Origin of the sequence: Haemophilus parainfluenzae T3T1, assembly GCF_000210895.1 — a bacterium.
Taxonomy (GTDB): Bacteria; Pseudomonadota; Gammaproteobacteria; order Enterobacterales; family Pasteurellaceae; genus Haemophilus_D; species Haemophilus_D parainfluenzae_A.
In genome coordinates this window covers 1946352-1963790 of sequence record NC_015964.1, presented here as the reverse complement: position 1 = coordinate 1963790, position 17439 = coordinate 1946352, and the positions used below count along the sequence as shown (strand labels likewise).

Here is a 17439-nt window from a genome sequence, read left to right as displayed (position 1 = left end):
GATATCAATTTTAGGAGAATAATAATGACTGATAAACGACCTTTTCCTTTGCCAACTGGGTATTTCGCGATTCCATTAGGCTTGGGTGCCTTGTCTTTAGCCTGGCTGCATATGGGCGATACGCTCTCTTTTTCTCGGAATGTAAGTGATATTATTGGATTAATTTCTGTTTCAGTATGGGCACTTTTCGTCTTGCTCTATATTTATAAAATGATTTATTTCTCTCAAGAAGTACGAGATGAATATTGTTGTCCGATACGTTTTTCGTTTATCGCCTTAATACCGATTACAACCATGTTAAGCGGGGATGTTCTATATCGTTGGTTTCCTACTCTCGGTGAGGGATTAATTTGGATTGGGACAATTGGACAATTATTGTTTGCTTCAGTGCGTATTAGTGCATTATGGAAAGATGGCACATTTGAGCAGAAATCGACACTACCACCATTTTATTTACCCTCTGTAGCCACTAACTTTACCAGTGCGGCTTCATTGGGCTTGCTAGGCTATCAAGATTTAGGCTATTTGTTTTTAGGGGCTGGGATGATTGCGTGGATTATTTATGAACCGGCATTATTACAGCGCTTACGTGTGTTGCAGATTGAACCTCAATTTCGTCCAACCATGGGGATCATTTTAGCACCGGCATTTGTGGGATCGTCGGCTTACTTATCGCTTAATGGGGGAGAGGTTGATCTTTTCGTTAAGCTCTTATGGGGATACGGCTTTTTACAAATGTTCTTTTTAATTCGCCTTTTTCCTTGGATTAGTGAAAAAGGGCTGAATATTGGTTTTTGGTCTTTTTCATTCGGATTAGCTTCTTTAGCAAATGGGGCGGTTTCTTTTGTTCATCATAACGTACTGAGCGGGTTGGCAAACGGTGCGTTTATCTTTGCTAATTTGATGATTGGTGGGTTAGTACTGATGACGCTAGGAAAGCTCTTAAAAGGACAATTTTGGTTAAAGTAGTGTAAACAAAAAGTGCGGTTAAAAATGACCACACTTTTTTTATGAATTTTTTAAATAACGACCTATCATTTACAAAAAAACTAGACATGTCGTTTTGCTGTCGATGTAAATGCAATTTTATCTGGTCGATAACTAATACTCCCATATTGAAACGGTCGACCATCCGCTAAATAAGTGGTACTCGTCACATTCACAACCATGTCATACTCACCAAGATCGATCGCATTTTTTTCTTCTTCATTCGCATAGCGAAAGACAATTTTTCGTTGTGAGTTGCTAATTTTTAATTTTAATTCGTTTTCCAAATAGTGATAAATTGAGTGCTCTGCGATTTCTCGGCTAATAAACGGCACGATGCGGCGATCAAAATAAGAAACCTCATATTCAACCGCTTCACCATCAATTTCACGGAGACGAGCAATGCGATAGAAATCGATCTGATCATTGACGTTAAAGATATCCATCAATTCTTCTTCGCCTTGCACAATATACAAGCTGGTTAATGTGGTTTTCACTTGATGTGTTGAGGCACTATTTAATTCGCTGACGGTTTTAATTTCGGAAAGCATTTGTGGTTTAGATAAATCATGTTTTAAAACAATCGAATTTCTGCCTTGTTGCTTTTGAATATAACCATCGATTTCAAGTAAAGAAAGCGCTTTTCTAATAGTATCTTTGGAAAAACCATAGCTTTGCATGAGTTCATTTTCACTCGGGAGTTCTTGCAATGGCGCTAAATTACCATTATTAATTTGGCTTTTTATCTCGTTATAGACCTGCTTGTACTTGCTCATTTCTTATCCTTTTATCAGCCGCTCCATAAATGTGTTAATAGCATATCATAAAATCCTTAATGTTATACGTATAAATTTTAATGAAAACCAATCTTTTACGAAAATGTTTTAAACTTTTACGTATATGTTGTTGCATTAAAATATGTTTAGGTTAGAATAAGCGAAAAATGATGACTTCCTAAAGGAGATATTATGCTTACTCGTTCAAGTGGTGTTCTTATGCACATTACCTCACTACCAAATGCATTTGGGATTGGTAGTTTTGGGCAATCCGCTTATGATTTTGTCGATTTTTTAGTTGAAACCAAACAAACTTATTGGCAAATTCTTCCACTCACTACCACCAGTTATGGTGATTCTCCTTATCAATCTTTCTCTGCGGTTGCAGGTAATACTCATCTTATTGATTTTGATTTATTAACCCAAATGGGCTTGTTGAAAGAATCGGATTATGCTTCGGTCAATTTTGGTGATGATCCAACTAGCGTGGATTATGAACGTATCTTCTACGCGCGCCGTCCGATTTTAGAAACAGCCGTGAAAAATTTTTTAGAGAATCAATCATTCCAAGCTGATTTCAAACACTTCGAGAAAAGCAATCGTTTATGGTTGGATGATTTTGCTGAGTTTATGGCAATTAAAGAGCATTTTGGCAATCAAGCATTGCAAAAATGGGATGATAAAAAAGCTGTGGCTCGAGATCCAAGTGCATTGGAAAAATATCGCACCATGTTAGCGGAGCAAATTCAGTACTTTAAAGTGACGCAATATTTCTTCTTCAAACAATGGACTGAATTAAAAAATTACGCAAATCAAAAAGGCATTCAGATCATCGGTGATATGCCGATTTACGTGGCTGCAGATAGCGTAGAGGTTTGGACAAAACCAGAACTCTTCCAATTAGATGAAGAACGCAATCCGCTTTTTGTCGCGGGGGTCCCAGCCGATCAATTCAGTGCAACAGGACAACTTTGGGGCAATCCGCTTTACGCTTGGGAAGAACATAAAAAACAAGGCTACGCTTGGTGGATTCACCGCATTGAAGAAAGCTTCAAAATTTATGATGTACTACGTATCGACCATTTCAAAGGTTTCTCTGATTATTGGCAAGTAGACGGAAAAGCAGAGGTTGCTAAAGATGGTAGCTGGCAGCCAGGCCCAGGTTATGACTTATTTAAAGCCGTTAAAGAGCAATTGGGCGATTTACCGATTATTGCCGAAGATTTAGGTAATATTGATGACAAAGCCAGAAAATTGCTTACAGACTGTAACTATCCTGGCATGAAGATTCTGCAATTTGGCTTTGAAGATGTTAGCGGAGAAAGCTTAGATAGCCCGCATTATTGCATCCCGCATTCCATTGTTTATACCGGCACACATGATAACGATGTGACCAATGGTTGGTATAACAGCCTGACTGAACAACAGCAGCAATATATCAATGATTATACGCATCGCCATGAGGATGAATCGATTTGTCAAGCGATGATTCGTCAGCTTTTTGCAACCGTTAGCAATACCGCGATTGCAACAATGCAAGATGTTTTAGATTTGCCAGCGAGTTCAAGAATGAACGTGCCTTCAACAATTGGTGGAAACTGGCAATGGAGAATGCAGCAATCAGATTTAACGCAAGATAAAAAAGACTTTTTAGCAAAAATGACCACGTTATATCAACGTGCGAATCAGGAAAAATAATAATGAAATTTAGTACCTTTGTAAAAAACGAAACCAATAAATCGCTTGAACAATTAAGCGATAAAGAAACTTATATTCAATTATTAAATTACGTAAAAACACTTTCAGCAGATAAACCTAAAAACACAGGTAAACGTAAGGTTTATTATATTTCTGCAGAATTCTTAATTGGTAAATTACTTTCTAATAACCTGATTAACCTTGGTGTGTATCAAGATATCAAAGCGGAATTAGAAAGTGTGGGTAAATCATTAAGCTATATTGAAGATATTGAGCCAGAACCGTCTTTAGGAAATGGTGGTTTAGGGCGTTTGGCTTCTTGTTTTATTGATTCAATGTCTACGCTTGGCTTAAATGCTGAGGGGGTAGGTTTAAATTATCATTATGGTTTGTTCAAACAAGTCTTTAAAAAGAATGAACAACATGCCGAGCCTAATGATTGGATTGAGGATAACTCTTGGTTAATTCCAACAGATATTAGCTATGAAGTACCATTTAAGAAATTTACATTAACCTCTAAATTAGATCGTATTGATATTTTAGGTTATAAGAAAGATACGAAGAACTATCTCAATTTGTTTGATATTCAATCAGTGAATCCTAAACTGATTAAAAAAGGTATCGAGTTTGATAAAACTGCGATTGAAGAAAATCTGACTTTATTCCTTTACCCAGATGATTCAGATAAAAACGGGGAATTATTACGTATTTATCAACAATACTTCATGGTATCAAATGCGGCACAATTATTAATTGATGAAGCGATTGCGCGTGGTAGTAACTTACATGATTTAGCCGATTATGCGTATGTACAGATCAATGATACACACCCTTCAATGGTGATTCCTGAATTAATTCGCTTATTAACTGAAAAACATCAGATTAAATTTGCTGAAGCTGTTGAAATCGTACGTAATATGGTGGGCTATACAAACCATACCATTTTGGCTGAAGCATTAGAAAAATGGCCACTCGATTATCTAGATGAAGTGGTACCTCATTTGGTGGTGATCATTAAAAAATTAGATAAATTAGTGCGTGCAGAATATAAAGATCCTGCCGTACAAATTATTGATAAACAAAAACGTGTGCATATGGCGCACATGGACATCCACTTTTCAAATTCTGTAAATGGTGTGGCAGCATTACATACGGAGATTTTGAAAAATTCAGAACTTAAAGCGTTCTATGCGTTATATCCTGAAAAATTCAATAATAAGACAAACGGCATTACCTTCCGTCGTTGGTTAGAGTTTTCTAACCAAGCATTAGCCGCTTACATTAAAGAATTGATTGGCGATGAGTATTTGCATGATGCAACGAAATTAGAGAAATTGTTAGCCTTTAAAGATGATAAAAAGGTTCATAAACAATTAGCGAAAATTAAGTTTGAAAATAAATTAGCACTAAAAGCGTACCTTAAAGAAAATAAAGGTATTGAGTTAGATGAAAATTCAATCATTGATACGCAAATTAAGCGTTTCCATGAATATAAACGCCAACAAATGAATGCGCTTTATGTGATTCATAAATACTTAGAAATTAAAGCAGGTAAATTACCAAAACGTAAAATTACCGTGATTTTCGGCGGAAAAGCGGCACCTGCTTATGTGATTGCACAGGATATTATTCACTTAATTCTTTGCTTATCTGAGTTAATCAATAATGATCCTAAAGTGAACAAGTATTTAAACGTCCATTTAGTGGAAAACTATAATGTGAGCGTGGCGGAAAAACTGATTCCAGCAACCGATATTTCAGAACAAATTTCACTTGCCTCTAAAGAAGCTTCTGGTACAGGGAATATGAAATTTATGCTTAATGGGGCGTTAACATTAGGTACGATGGATGGCGCCAATGTTGAGATTGCAGAATTAGCCGGCGCTGAAAATATCTATACATTCGGTAAAGATTCAGAAAGCATTATTAAACTTTATGAAACAGCAGGTTATGTTTCAAAAGAGTATTATGAAAACGACAAAGATATTAAAAGAGCGGTCGATTTTATTCTGAATCCTGCAGTAGTGAAATTAGGCAATAAAACACGTTTAGAACGTCTTTATAACGAATTATTGAATAAAGACTGGTTTATGACGTTAATCGACTTTAATGCTTATGTTGAAGCGAAAGAACAAATCTTAGCCGATTATGAAGATCAAGATAGTTGGAATGAGAAAGTCGTTCACAATATCGCCAAAGCGGGCTTCTTCTCATCTGACCGCACGATCGCTCAATATAATGCAGACATTTGGCATTGTGAGGGCTAAGGGGGGAAGCAATGAAACTACTTACCCTGAATGTACACGCTTGGTTAGAAGCTAACCAAGCGGAAAAAATAGAGATTCTTGCTGATACTATTGTGGAAAAGGACTATGACATTATTGCCTTACAAGAGGTGAATCAATTGATGTCGGCTCCTGCTATTTCGCCAACGTTAAAGCAAGATAACTATGGTGTCATTCTGTTAAATAAAATCAATCAACGCGTTGCACAGAAATACTCGCTTTTTTGGAGCAATTCGCATATTGGTTATGATAAATATGATGAAGGTATTGCGTTTTTAACCCGTTTGCCTGTTTATGATGTTGATGCGTTTTATTGTAGCCAACACCAACGTCTTGACTCGATTCTCTCGCGTAAAATCATTGGTTTGACGGTAGAATATCAAGGTCAGTTAATTGAATGTTATTCTTGCCATATCAATTTGCCAAATTGTGATGGGGAAAACCAACTCGATAATGTTCGTTATATTGTAGAGCGAAGTCAAAGTGCGAATCTTAAAATTCTGATGGGGGATTTCAATACCGATGCAATAAGCGATCAGAAAGCTTATCAGCAAATTAAATCCTTAGGCTTATTCGATACTTTTGAAATGGCAGAGCAGAAGGATAGCGGCATCACTGTAGAGAAAGCGATTGACGGCTGGAAAGGCCATAGTCAAGAAAAGCGGTTAGATTATATTTTTTTAAACCAAGCAAAAAGGGTTTTATCCAATCAGGTTATTTTTAATGGCAAAAATAAACCGATTGTTTCCGACCATTTTGGCGTAGAAGTAGATCTCATCTTGTAGGAGGATTGATATGAAAAAACTACTCAGTTTTGAGTTTTGGCAAAAATTCGGTAAATGCCTAATGGTTGTGATTGCCGTTATGCCAGCAGCGGGTTTAATGGTGAGTATTGGTAACTCACTGCCTTTGATTAGTGACGCAGAATGGCTAGCGCTTGTCGGAAACATTATCGCCCAAATTGGTTGGGGGATTATTGGTAACCTTCATTTGTTATTTGCTTTAGCGATTGGTGGTAGCTGGGCAAATGAGCGTGCGGGTGGGGCATTTGCAGCAGGCCTGGCTTTCATTTTAATTAACTTAATTACCGGTAACTTTTTCGGTGTGAAACTTGAAATGCTAGCGGATCCAAATGCACATGTAAGTACAGTATTGGCCGGTGAAATTCCTGTGGCGAATTACTTTGTGAATGTGCTTGGGCAACCTGCGTTAAATATGGGTGTGTTCGTTGGTATTATCGCCGGTTTTGTGGGTGCAACAACTTTTAACCGTTACTACAATTTCCGTAAATTGCCTGAAGTACTCACTTTCTTTAATGGTAAACGCTTTGTTCCTTTCGTCGTCATTTATCGTTCTGTATTAGTGGCGATCTTCCTATCATTATTCTGGCCTTTAGTTCAAACAGGAATTAATCATTTCGGTCAATGGATTGCTAACTCACAAAACTCAGCGCCAATTTTAGCACCATTTATTTACGGTACCTTAGAGCGTCTATTGCTTCCATTTGGTTTACACCACATGTTGACCATCCCAATGAACTACACTTCATTAGGCGGTACTTATGAGTTCTTAACTGGTGCACAACAAGGTAAACAAGTATTTGGTCAAGATCCACTTTGGCTTGCCTGGGTGACTGACTTAATCAACCTTAAAGATGCAGGTAATTTAACGCAATATAACGAACTTCTTTCAACTGTGACACCTGCTCGCTTCAAAGTAGGACAAATGATTGGTTCAACTGGTATCTTAATGGGCTTGACACTCGCGATGTATATCAACGTAGATGAAGATAAGAAAAAACTTTATAAAGGTATTTTCCTTTCATCTGCACTTGCCGTGTTCTTAACAGGCGTAACAGAGCCAATCGAATACATGTTTATGTTTGTCGCATTACCGCTTTATATTGTTTATGCCTTAGTACAAGGTTGTGCTTTCGCAATGGCAGATATCGTGGACTTACGTGTGCATTCCTTCGGTAACATTGAGTTCTTAACGCGTACACCAATGGCGATTAAAGCTGGCATTGGTATGGATGTAATCAACTTTATTTGGGTATCTATCCTATTTGCCGTTGCTATGTTCTTTATCGCGAACTTTATGATTAAGAAATTTAATCTTGCCACAGCAGGCCGTAATGGTAACTATGATGCAAAAGGTTCAGATGAAGCTTCTAGCAATGAGCCAAAAGTGGCGGATGCTAGCGCGCAAGTTATTCAAATCATCAACTTACTTGGTGGACGTAATAATATTGCAGATGTTGATGCTTGTATGACTCGTTTACGTATCACTGTACATAATCCAGATTTAGTCGGTGATGAAGCAAGCTGGAAACAAGCAGGCGCAATGGGCTTTATTGTGAAAGGTTCTGGTATCCAAGCGATTTATGGACCAAAAGCAGATGTTTTAAAATCAGATATTCAAGACGTGCTTTCATCTGGCGTAGAAATTCCTAAAATGTAATTCTACCTAAATATCTATTTTATCCCCGCCTTCAAGGCGGGGATATCATATCAATATCTCATCTTGATGTTCTTCAATATATCCCAATAATCCTTTTATTTAATACTATAGACGTACAAAATATTTTTATAACTTAGGTTCTATAAAAAAATACCGCCTGTTGTGTAACGAGCGGTACTTCTAAATAGAGGGAAGTGGTCATTAAATGATTAATTGACCGACAATACTACGAGTTTCTTCTCGAACTTCGGTGAGTTTTACTTTCACTAAATCACCGATTTTGTAACGGCGCTCCCCTTGAATATACAGCGCTAATTCATCAGCATTCACTTGCATTTCATCTTTATTTGGATGCAATGTAGAAGCTGGTACGAACATAGATGCGCCATTTTCTAATAATTGAACACGTAAACCACCACGCATCACATCTTGTACTTCTGCATCAAATTCCACATTTTCAGCTACTTTATCAGCAAGGTAGCGACAATATAGCCAATCGGCAATATCACGCTCAACCAAGCGATTTTGACGACGGGCTTCTTGTAAGCGAGCAAGGACTTCATCTTGTGGTTTTTCACAAGCTTGCTGTGTGAGCACGGCTTTAATTAAACGATGGTTCACCATATCGGAATATTTACGGATAGGCGATGTCCAGGTCGCATAACCTTCTAATCCAAGCCCAAAATGTGGAGCAAGTTCGGATTTAAACTCCGCAAAGGTTAAATAACGACGTAAACGGAATTCTAAATAGTCACCTTCAATCGGTTCAATATCATGACGCATTTGGCAATAACCTTTTAAGGTTGCCAAATTTTCCACCGAATAACGTTCAGCAAGTTCAGCTTGATTTTCTTCATTGGCTAAATTTGCCATTAAGAAATTATGCGCATTTTCTAAGAATTTCTTATCAAATCCCGTGTGTGTATTAAAGATACCTGTTTGTGCATGCTCCGCTAAGAATTGAGCGGCACAAATGTTGGCAATAATCATGGATTCTTCCACGATTTGATTTGCAATACGACGATATTCCGCCTTAATTTCTTTTACTTTGCCATTTTCAGCGAGAATAAAGGAATAATCCGGTTTCTCTTTAAATAACAATGAATGGGTTTTACGCCATTGAATACGCGCTTGAGTAAATTGATGTAACCAATCAATTTGCTGGGCAATTTCAGGTGTTTCCGGTTGCCATGCATCCGGTACTTGTTCTAAATAATCTGAAATTTTGTTATAGGCTAATTTTGCTTTAGATTGCACATAAGCGGACACAAAACGCGGTTTAGCCGTGATGTTACCTGCAAGATCCGTTTCAATGTAACATACTAATGCAGGGCGAGTTTCATTTTCCATTAATGAGCATAATTCATCAGATAATTCACGTGGCAACATTGGGATGTTGAAGCCTGGCAAATAATTGGTGAAACAACGCTGTTTTGCATCTTTTTCAATTTGTGAATCTAATGCAATGTAAGCTGTGGGATCCGCAATGGCAACGACTAATCGCCAGCCGGTTTGCGTACCATCTTGCTCGATAGGTTCGATGTAAAGAGCATCGTCCATATCCTGTGTGCTTTCAGAGTCAATAGTAACAAAATGAAGTGCGGTCAGATCTTCACGTGTTTGTTGATCTAACATCTCATAGCTTTCTGCACCTTGCACAGGATGACGAGATTGTTCATGGCGTGCCAGCGTGACCCACCAGGGGGCTAATTCATCGTCAGCACGGCAGATAAATTGATTGATGGTGGCATAGAAAAAGCGATCATCGCGTAATGGGTGGGTTTTTAAATTTGCTACAACCCAATCACCCTCTTGTAATTCTTCTTTTACAGATTTAGCTTGTTGTGCACCAATTGGTTGGTTGATATTTGGATGATCAACTAAAACTTGCAATTTCTTGTCTTTATTGAACCGCACTTTGGCAATAAAGCGCGTGAGCATTGGTTCAATTAATTCTTCAGGTTCAGCTTGCTCTTTATCGCCTTGCTTTTCAATGGTGGCTTTGATTTTGTCACCATGCATCACTTTTTTCATTGCAGGAGGGGCAATAAAGTAGCTTTTTTTATCGCACTCTAAAAAACCATAAGCTTTATCAGTACTTTTTACCACGCCTTCAACGTGTTCTTTGCTATCGTGGATTTGTTGCTTAAGTTGTGCGAGTAGTGGATTATCTTGGAACATAGTTATATTTAAAAAAAGAGAAAAGGCAGACTGAAAAGCCTGCCTAAAAATAGATTGTACGAAAAATTATTCTTCGCCTAATTCGCCCATTGCAGTGATGCTGAAACCTGCATCTACGTGAACGATTTCACCAGTAATACCAGATGCTAAATCTGAGCATAAGAATGCAGCTGAATTACCCACATCTTCGATAGTAACTGTGCGGCGTAATGCTGCGGTTTTCTCGAATGTAGCAAGCATTTTCTTGAAGTTTTTAATACCTGATGCCGCTAAAGTACGGATTGGACCTGCAGAAATTGCATTCACACGAATACCTTCTTTACCTAAGTCAGCTGCCATTACGCGAGTTGCTGCTTCAAGAGATGCTTTCGCTAAACACATCACGTTGTAGTTAGGAATTGCGCGTTCTGCACCTAAGTAAGAAAGGGTTAATAACGCAGCATTTGGATTTAAGTAAGGACGTGCCGCTTGTGCCATAGCAACGAAGCTGAATGCACTGATGTCGTGAGCAATACGGTAGCCTTCACGAGTTGCTGCGTTTACGTAATCACCATCTAATTGATCGCCTGGTGCGAATGCGATAGCGTGTACGAAACCATCAAATTTTTCCCAACGTTTACTTAATTCTGCAAAGCAATTTTGGATGCTTTCATCGGTCGCTACGTCTAAAGGAAGGACGATGTCAGAACCAAATTCTTTTGCAAATTCTTCTACGCGCGGTTGTAATTTATCGTTTAAATAAGTGAAAGCAAGTTCAGCACCTTGTTCTTTCATTGCTTTTGCGATCCCGTAAGCGATAGAACGGTTGCTTGCAAGACCTGTTACTAAAATACGTTTACCAGTTAAGAAACCCATATTTTTTCCTATGTTTGAGTTAAAAAAATCGACGAGATTATACTTGTTTTGTGTGCTTTCGGCAATCAATCACACTTTGTACCAGTTAGGCGGGATTATCAATATCTTTAAATTCTACATCCAAGCCATATTCAGCCGCTAGCCATTCACCTAATGCCTTAATGCCGTAGCGTTCTGTTGCATGGTGACCAGCTGCAAAGAAATGAATACCTTGCTCACGAGCAGAGTGAATTGTTTGCTCCGAAACCTCACCGGTAATAAAAGCATCACAGCCTTGTGTTGCAGCTAAATCAATATAGCCTTGTCCGCCACCGGTACAAATGCCTACTTTACGGATTAAGTGCGGTCCGTTTTCGGTGCAAATTAACGGTTTACGGTGAAGCACTTGTTCAATACGTTGCACAAATTCTTCAGCGGTAACAGGATCTTTTAAGGTTCCCCAGACAGGAATGCTGGTTGCGCTATTTTCTAAAGGTTGAAGATTGCCAATCCCTAATAACTGAGCAAGTTTTGCGTTGTTGCCTAATTCTGGATGAACATCCAAAGGCAAGTGGTAGCCGTATAAATTAATGTCATTCACAAGCAAGGTTTTGATGCGTTTGCCTTTCATGCCGCGAATACATGGATTTTCACTTTTCCAAAAATAGCCATGGTGGACAAGTACCGCATCAGCTTGTTGTGCAACGGCATAATCAATCAAAGCTTGGCTTGCGGTGACACCTGTGATGATCTTTTTGATCTCCGCTTTGCCTTCTACTTGCAAACCGTTAGGCGCGTAATCGTTAATTCTGTCTGTGCTAAGTTTTTCGTTTAGTAAACGTTCAAGTTCTAAGTTGTTCATGATTTTTAAGAAAAAAGAAAAGGGTGAGATATGGTAAGAGATTTCAAAAAAAATGGCTAGTGCAAAAGGAGTGGGGGGAATGCACTAGCCAGTAGAGTGTCTGTCATAACACAAGTTTACTATCTAAAACGAGATTCATTATATATTTAATTATATAAAGATCAAGAAAAAAATAAGGAAAATTTTCCTTATTTTTCGATATGTCGTTTTAGTATTCAAAAACAGATAAAAAATCAACCGCACTTATGAATACAAACTTGGTTCATCTTCACTTGGACGCGTTTTAAATCGGCGGTGTAGCCACATGTATTGTTCCATGCCTTTTAAGATTTCCTTTTCCACGACTTTATTCATTCTCTCTGCAATCGCTTTTTCATCTGAAAGATCAGAAAAATCCATTGGAGGAGAAATACTGACCGTATAGCCTGAACCATCTTTATTACGCAATGGGGCAAAAGGCACAACTTTACAATTTGGCGCGGACTTAAGTAGATAATAACTGCCCGTAGTAGTTGCCGCTTCTTTTACAGCAAAGAAAGGCACAAATACGGCATTTTTTCGTCCGTAGTCATGATCGGGCGCATACCAAATGGTTTCACCTTTGCGTAAAGCTTTGAACATTCCACGTAGATCTTTTCGGTTCAGCATATCTTTATTTGAACGTAAGCGACCTTTAATTTGTAACCAATCCAATACAGGATTGTCATTGGGACGATAAACACCTATGCCAGGATGATGTAAGCCCACAATACGCGCGCCTAACTCAAGCGTAAGAAAATGGACGCCTACAAATATGATGCCGTCTTGGGCGTTTTCTTTTAAATAATGTAACCCTTCAATTTTTGACCATTTTTTTATGCGAGCATCAGACCAAAACCACGCCATGCCGGTTTCAATAATCGCCATACCAACGGCACGCAAGTTTTCTTGCAAAATGGCTTCGCGTTCTTGCTCAGGCATTTTTGGAAAGCAGAGTTCAAGGTTTCGGCGGGCAATCGCTGCACGGCGTTTTCCCACTTTTAATTTTGAGAAAAGCCAACCTAAGCCGTTGCCGATGTGACGTAAAATTGGGTAGGGAAGTAACAAAAGGCTTCGCCAAATCGCCACACCAAGCCAAAAGCCCCAGTATTTAGGGGCAAGAAAGTGCGGTTGAAATTGAGGGAGTTTTTCGTTTTTCATAATTCTTTTCTGGTTAGTTCGGTGTCTAGTTTATCGCAAATTTGAGTTGTGGTAAAATTGCACCAAATTTTTATTATTCCAACAGAGAGATTTCAAAATGGCTCAATATTCTGCCAATTTTAATCAAGCGAAAGTATTAGTGTTAGGCGATGTCATGCTTGACCGTTACTGGTTTGGTGCAACTAATCGTATTTCGCCAGAAGCACCGGTTCCTGTGGTTCGCGTGCAAAATAACGAAGAACGAGCAGGTGGTGCAGCAAACGTGGCGATGAATATTGCTTCTCTTAATGTGCCCGTGCAAATTTTGGGTTTAATTGGTCAGGATGAAACAGGTTCAGCCTTAACGAATTTATTACAGCATCAAAAAATTGATTGTAATTTTGTAGCATTGGATACTCACCCAACCATTACGAAATTGCGTATTTTATCTCGCCATCAACAGTTACTTCGTTTAGATTTTGAAGAAGATTTCCAAAACGTAGAATGCCAAGAGTTGCTAGCGAAATTGGAAGCTGAAGTGAAAGATTTTGGTGCGTTAGTGCTGTCGGATTATGGTAAAGGTACGTTAAAAGATGTGCAAAAAATGATTCAAATTGCACGCAAAGCAAACGTACCCGTATTGATCGATCCAAAAGGTACAGATTTTGAGCGTTATCGTGGTGCGACTTTACTCACACCAAATATGTCAGAGTTTGAAGCAGTGGTAGGTAAGTGCGATTCTGAAGAAGAAATCATTGAGAAAGGTTTAAAATTAATTTCAGACATCGAATTGACCGCACTTTTAGTGACGCGCTCTGAAAAAGGCATGACATTACTTCGTCCAAATCAGGAGCCATTTCATTTACCAACGCTTGCAAAAGAAGTATTTGATGTAACGGGGGCAGGCGATACCGTAATCAGCGTATTAGCAACCGCACTTGCAGATGGGCGTTCTTTTGAAGAATCTTGCTATTTAGCCAATGTGGCAGCAGGTATTGTGGTCGGTAAATTAGGTACATCAACCGTTTCTACTGTGGAATTAGAGAATGCAATCCATGGCCGTTCTGAAACAGGCTTCGGTATTATGTCAGAAAGCCAATTAAAAACTGCGGTAGCTCATGCTAAAGCACGCGGTGAGAAAATTGTGATGACAAATGGTTGTTTTGACATTCTTCATCCTGGCCACGTGTCTTATTTAGAAAATGCTCGCAAACTTGGTGACCGTTTAATTGTTGCGGTGAATACTGACAGCTCAGTAAAACGTTTAAAAGGTGAAAGTCGCCCAATTAACAATCTGAATGCACGTATGGCAGTATTAGCCGGTTTAGCTTCAGTAGATTGGGTGGTCTCTTTTGATGAAGATACACCACAACGTTTAATCGGTGAGATTTTACCGGATTTATTGGTGAAAGGCGGCGATTACAAACCAGAAGAGATTGCAGGCAGTAAAGAAGTATGGGCAAACGGCGGTGATGTTCGTGTATTGAATTTCGAAAATGGCTGTTCAACCACGAACGTAATTGAAAAAATTAAAGCGCTGAAAGATTAATGGCTTTATAAAAACAACGGGCAACCTGTTTTACAAGTTGCCCGTTTTTTATTTTAGAATTTATATCGAATATTGCCGAAATAAACACGACCTTCTTCCGGATAACCTGCTTGATAGTAGTAGTTTTTATCAAAGAGGTTCGATACACCCGCTTCTAAACTTAACCCAGAAACAGGTTCATAGATCAATTTCGCATTGCTGTTTCCAAAACCAGAGAGTTTCACAGTTTCACCACCATCTAAATAATAACGGCCATGTTCCGCTTCTTGGCTCACATAAAGTGAAAGATTTGGTAATATTTTCCAATCAACAAATGCAAAGAATTTATGTTTTGGCACATTCTTCACAATGGTATCTTGGGTTTTATTTTTTGCATGAGTATAGGTGTAATTTGCCCCTAACGTTAAATTATCGGTTGCAAAAACATTCACGGCTAATTCAACACCTTTAAAGGCTTCTTTACCCACATTTTGATATTGATTGAGTTTTTTGCTAATCGCGACTTCTTCAATAGCATCTTTCACTTCAGAATAGAAAAGTGCGCTATCCACTCTTAACCAATCGTTGAAGGTGTGCATATAGCTAGCTTCGTAATGGTAAGCGGTTTCTGGGCTTAAGAATGGATTCGGCTCAGTACGACCAAATCGGCGAGAATAACGTTCTTTCATGGTAGCAAAACGTGTTTTCTTCGCAAAACTTAGTGCAAATTCATCATGTTCAGAGAAATGATGAGCAAGTTTGATTTGATAATTAAAGGCGTGTTTATTACCGATATCAAATGGACAAATCGCATTTTTTTGGTGAGTTGATGCACATTGTTTTTCAAATTTCTCTGCACGGTGTGAATCACGTTTGTCGTAGCTGATGCCTGTAATCAGAGAGGTTTGCTCATTAAAACGATGAGTATTTTCTAAACCAAAGCTGTAGGTACGATCTTTATCGACTGCGGTCGGTTCATCATCATTATGTTCGCGATGCACGTCATATTTAATGAGGGTAGAGAATTTTAAGCGGTCTTTGGAGGTTAAATCGCCACCTAAATCAAAGCCTGCACCGTAGGAATAATCACGGTAATAGCTATTAAAGCTCGATTTTTTCTTTTGAGTGCTGAATGTGGCATCATCAAAAGCACGTAGGTCATTTTTAAAGGTGTCGTAAAATGCCTTCGTGTTCAATGTGAGATGATGATCGTCAAATTCAGTATGGGAAAGGAAATAGATACTGTCTTTGTCCCACATCGGCCAGCGCCAATAGCGTTCAAAGCTATCAGCGCCAGAATAGAAAGGTGATTCTTTGGTGCCTTTTTGTGTGGAGAACGCCAGTGCGTATTCATCATTCTCATTTGGCGTATAAGCGACTTTTAAACTTAATTTTTTATCACGTTGTTTAGAATTTTCGGCTCGACCGCCATCATCACCTTTTGGATTGATTTGTTGATAATGGTGAGAAAGTTGTAAGCCTTGTTTTTCAACAAAAGAACCACTTATTTGCGCATAGAATAGTTCTTGTTTAGTGCCTAAATTAAAATCTGTTTTATTGGTTGCTGTGCCACCACTTTTACCGTGTGAAAAGCCATAGCCAATAGAACCTTCGAAGGGTTGAGTTGGTTTTTTGGAAATTAAATTTACTGCACCACCCATCGTATTGGCGCCATAAAGCACAGAGCTTGCGCCTTTAGAAATATCAATGCGAGATAAATCAAAGGTGGTAAAACGACCTAAGTCCATTTCACCATCATAAGGGACATAAACAGGAATACCATCCATAAATACGGGTACCCGGCGAGCATTAAAACCACGTACTAATAAGTTGTATTCGTTGCGTGCGCCGCCATGTTCGACAAATACACCTGGTGTGCTTTTGGCTATATCAGACACACGATCTTGGTTATTTTTTTGTAATTCAGCTTGATCAATATGCGCGGTGCTGAGATCACTCGCTTTTTCACCGATAACTTCAATTTGACCAAGAGTAAATACATTTTCGGCATAAGCAGGCAAGCAAGCCAAACTAATGGCGATGCAAAGCAGTTTCTTTTCCATTGGAACATCCTTTTAGGTTAGGGGTGAAGCGTAACTTCAATGCAATGGTGATCGCGGCGAAAATTTTTTCATCATTATGAGGGAAATTTTCTCGCAAAGTGCGGTTAGCATCGCTGAAGTTTATTTTTCCGTTAGCTAATTCGGTGAGTAAAATCGAAGGGGTGAGTTGAAGTTGCTCCGCAATTTGTAGAATTGAAAAGTGCTCAAACGTCATGATCAAACGGTCTAAATTGCAATAGGTGGGATAGCGATTATGTGTCACCAAATCGTTAAATTGTTGCACAATTTTGACCGCTTTATTTTTACGATTGAAGAAGTGCAAAACCACGCCCAAAATAAACAGTAAAGCAGAACCTAAATGCCACTGAAAGATGCCCTGAATGGGCCACTGAAAATAGATCCCTAAGCCGCTGAACAATATGCCAGCCAATCCCGCAATGAGCATGCAAAGCAAGCAAAACTTATAAATCACATCCCATTTCATTTTTTCACCTTTAGCTATGAATAACAAATGTTATATAATAAAAAACATAACGATGCTATTCTAACAAAATTTATCTAATATGTTAAAAAATATATAACGTTAAAATTAAGTTGTATAATTTGA

General features: G+C 38.6%; 13 protein-coding genes. 6 read left to right on the top strand and 7 right to left on the bottom strand.

Features of this window, described 5'->3' with window-relative positions; translation table 11 throughout:
* The first annotated feature begins 24 nt into the window (after window positions 1–24).
* Window positions 25–969 (top strand): dicarboxylate transporter/tellurite-resistance protein TehA, encoded by a 945-nt coding sequence (tehA, locus tag PARA_RS09600; RefSeq protein ID WP_014065610.1) that lies wholly within the window; start codon window positions 25–27, stop codon window positions 967–969.
* Between the two features lie 80 nt (window positions 970–1049).
* On the opposite strand, the gene PARA_RS09595 is transcribed toward tehA, so the two are convergent.
* The gene (locus tag PARA_RS09595) at window positions 1050–1763 is read right to left on the bottom strand and encodes a UTRA domain-containing protein (RefSeq protein WP_014065609.1); all 714 of its coding nucleotides are present in this window, start codon (window positions 1761–1763) and stop codon (window positions 1050–1052) included.
* 192 nt (window positions 1764–1955) lie between these two features.
* On the opposite strand from PARA_RS09595, the gene malQ reads away from it, so the two are divergent.
* Genes malQ through PARA_RS09575 form a run of 4 tightly spaced genes read left to right on the top strand, consistent with a single transcriptional unit; the run spans window position 1956 to window position 8206 of the window.
* Window positions 1956–3461 (top strand): 4-alpha-glucanotransferase, encoded by a 1506-nt coding sequence (gene malQ, locus PARA_RS09590; RefSeq protein ID WP_014065608.1) that lies wholly within the window; start codon window positions 1956–1958, stop codon window positions 3459–3461.
* Entirely contained in the window at window positions 3461–5728 is a 2268-nt protein-coding gene (gene glgP, locus PARA_RS09585; RefSeq protein WP_080557647.1) for a glycogen/starch/alpha-glucan family phosphorylase, read from the top strand. The genes malQ and glgP overlap by 1 nt, the downstream gene beginning before the upstream one ends.
* 11 nt (window positions 5729–5739) lie before the next feature.
* Window positions 5740–6531, top strand: a complete 792-nt coding sequence (locus PARA_RS09580) for an endonuclease/exonuclease/phosphatase family protein (protein WP_014065606.1) — start codon at window positions 5740–5742, stop codon at window positions 6529–6531.
* 10 nt (window positions 6532–6541) lie between these two features.
* Window positions 6542–8206 carry a PTS transporter subunit IIBC gene (locus tag PARA_RS09575; protein ID WP_014065605.1) on the top strand — a complete coding sequence of 555 codons (1665 nt, stop codon included), beginning with the start codon at window positions 6542–6544 and terminating at the stop codon, window positions 8204–8206.
* 201 nt (window positions 8207–8407) lie between these two features.
* On the opposite strand, the gene rnb is transcribed toward PARA_RS09575, so the two are convergent.
* From rnb to PARA_RS09555, 4 genes are all read right to left on the bottom strand, one after another.
* Window positions 8408–10387, bottom strand: a complete 1980-nt coding sequence (gene rnb, locus PARA_RS09570) for an exoribonuclease II (protein ID WP_014065604.1) — start codon at window positions 10385–10387, stop codon at window positions 8408–8410.
* Window positions 10388–10453: 66 nt separating this feature from the next.
* A complete protein-coding gene (locus PARA_RS09565) occupies window positions 10454–11242 on the bottom strand; it encodes an SDR family oxidoreductase (protein ID WP_014065603.1) in 789 nt (262 codons plus the stop codon).
* A gap of 85 nt (window positions 11243–11327) precedes the next feature.
* On the bottom strand, window positions 11328–12083 hold the full coding sequence (locus PARA_RS09560) for a Nif3-like dinuclear metal center hexameric protein (RefSeq protein ID WP_014065602.1): 756 nt from the start codon (window positions 12081–12083) through the stop codon (window positions 11328–11330).
* Between the two features lie 243 nt (window positions 12084–12326).
* On the bottom strand, window positions 12327–13262 hold the full coding sequence (locus PARA_RS09555) for a Kdo(2)-lipid IV(A) acyltransferase (protein ID WP_014065601.1): 936 nt from the start codon (window positions 13260–13262) through the stop codon (window positions 12327–12329).
* A gap of 97 nt (window positions 13263–13359) precedes the next feature.
* On the opposite strand from PARA_RS09555, the gene hldE reads away from it, so the two are divergent.
* The gene (gene hldE / locus PARA_RS09550) at window positions 13360–14790 is read left to right on the top strand and encodes a bifunctional D-glycero-beta-D-manno-heptose-7-phosphate kinase/D-glycero-beta-D-manno-heptose 1-phosphate adenylyltransferase HldE (RefSeq protein ID WP_014065600.1); all 1431 of its coding nucleotides are present in this window, start codon (window positions 13360–13362) and stop codon (window positions 14788–14790) included.
* Window positions 14791–14843: 53 nt separating this feature from the next.
* Here the strand turns inward: hldE and PARA_RS09545 are convergent, their stop codons facing one another.
* Both PARA_RS09545 and PARA_RS09540 read right to left on the bottom strand, forming a co-directional pair.
* Complete coding sequence (locus PARA_RS09545) at window positions 14844–16832, bottom strand: TonB-dependent receptor plug domain-containing protein (protein WP_014065599.1); 1989 nt, start codon at window positions 16830–16832, stop codon at window positions 14844–14846.
* Window positions 16801–17316: a hypothetical protein gene (locus PARA_RS09540; protein ID WP_014065598.1), complete on the bottom strand. Its 516-nt coding sequence runs from the start codon at window positions 17314–17316 to the stop codon at window positions 16801–16803. The genes PARA_RS09545 and PARA_RS09540 overlap by 32 nt, the downstream gene beginning before the upstream one ends.
* Between the last annotated feature and the right edge of the window lie 123 nt (window positions 17317–17439).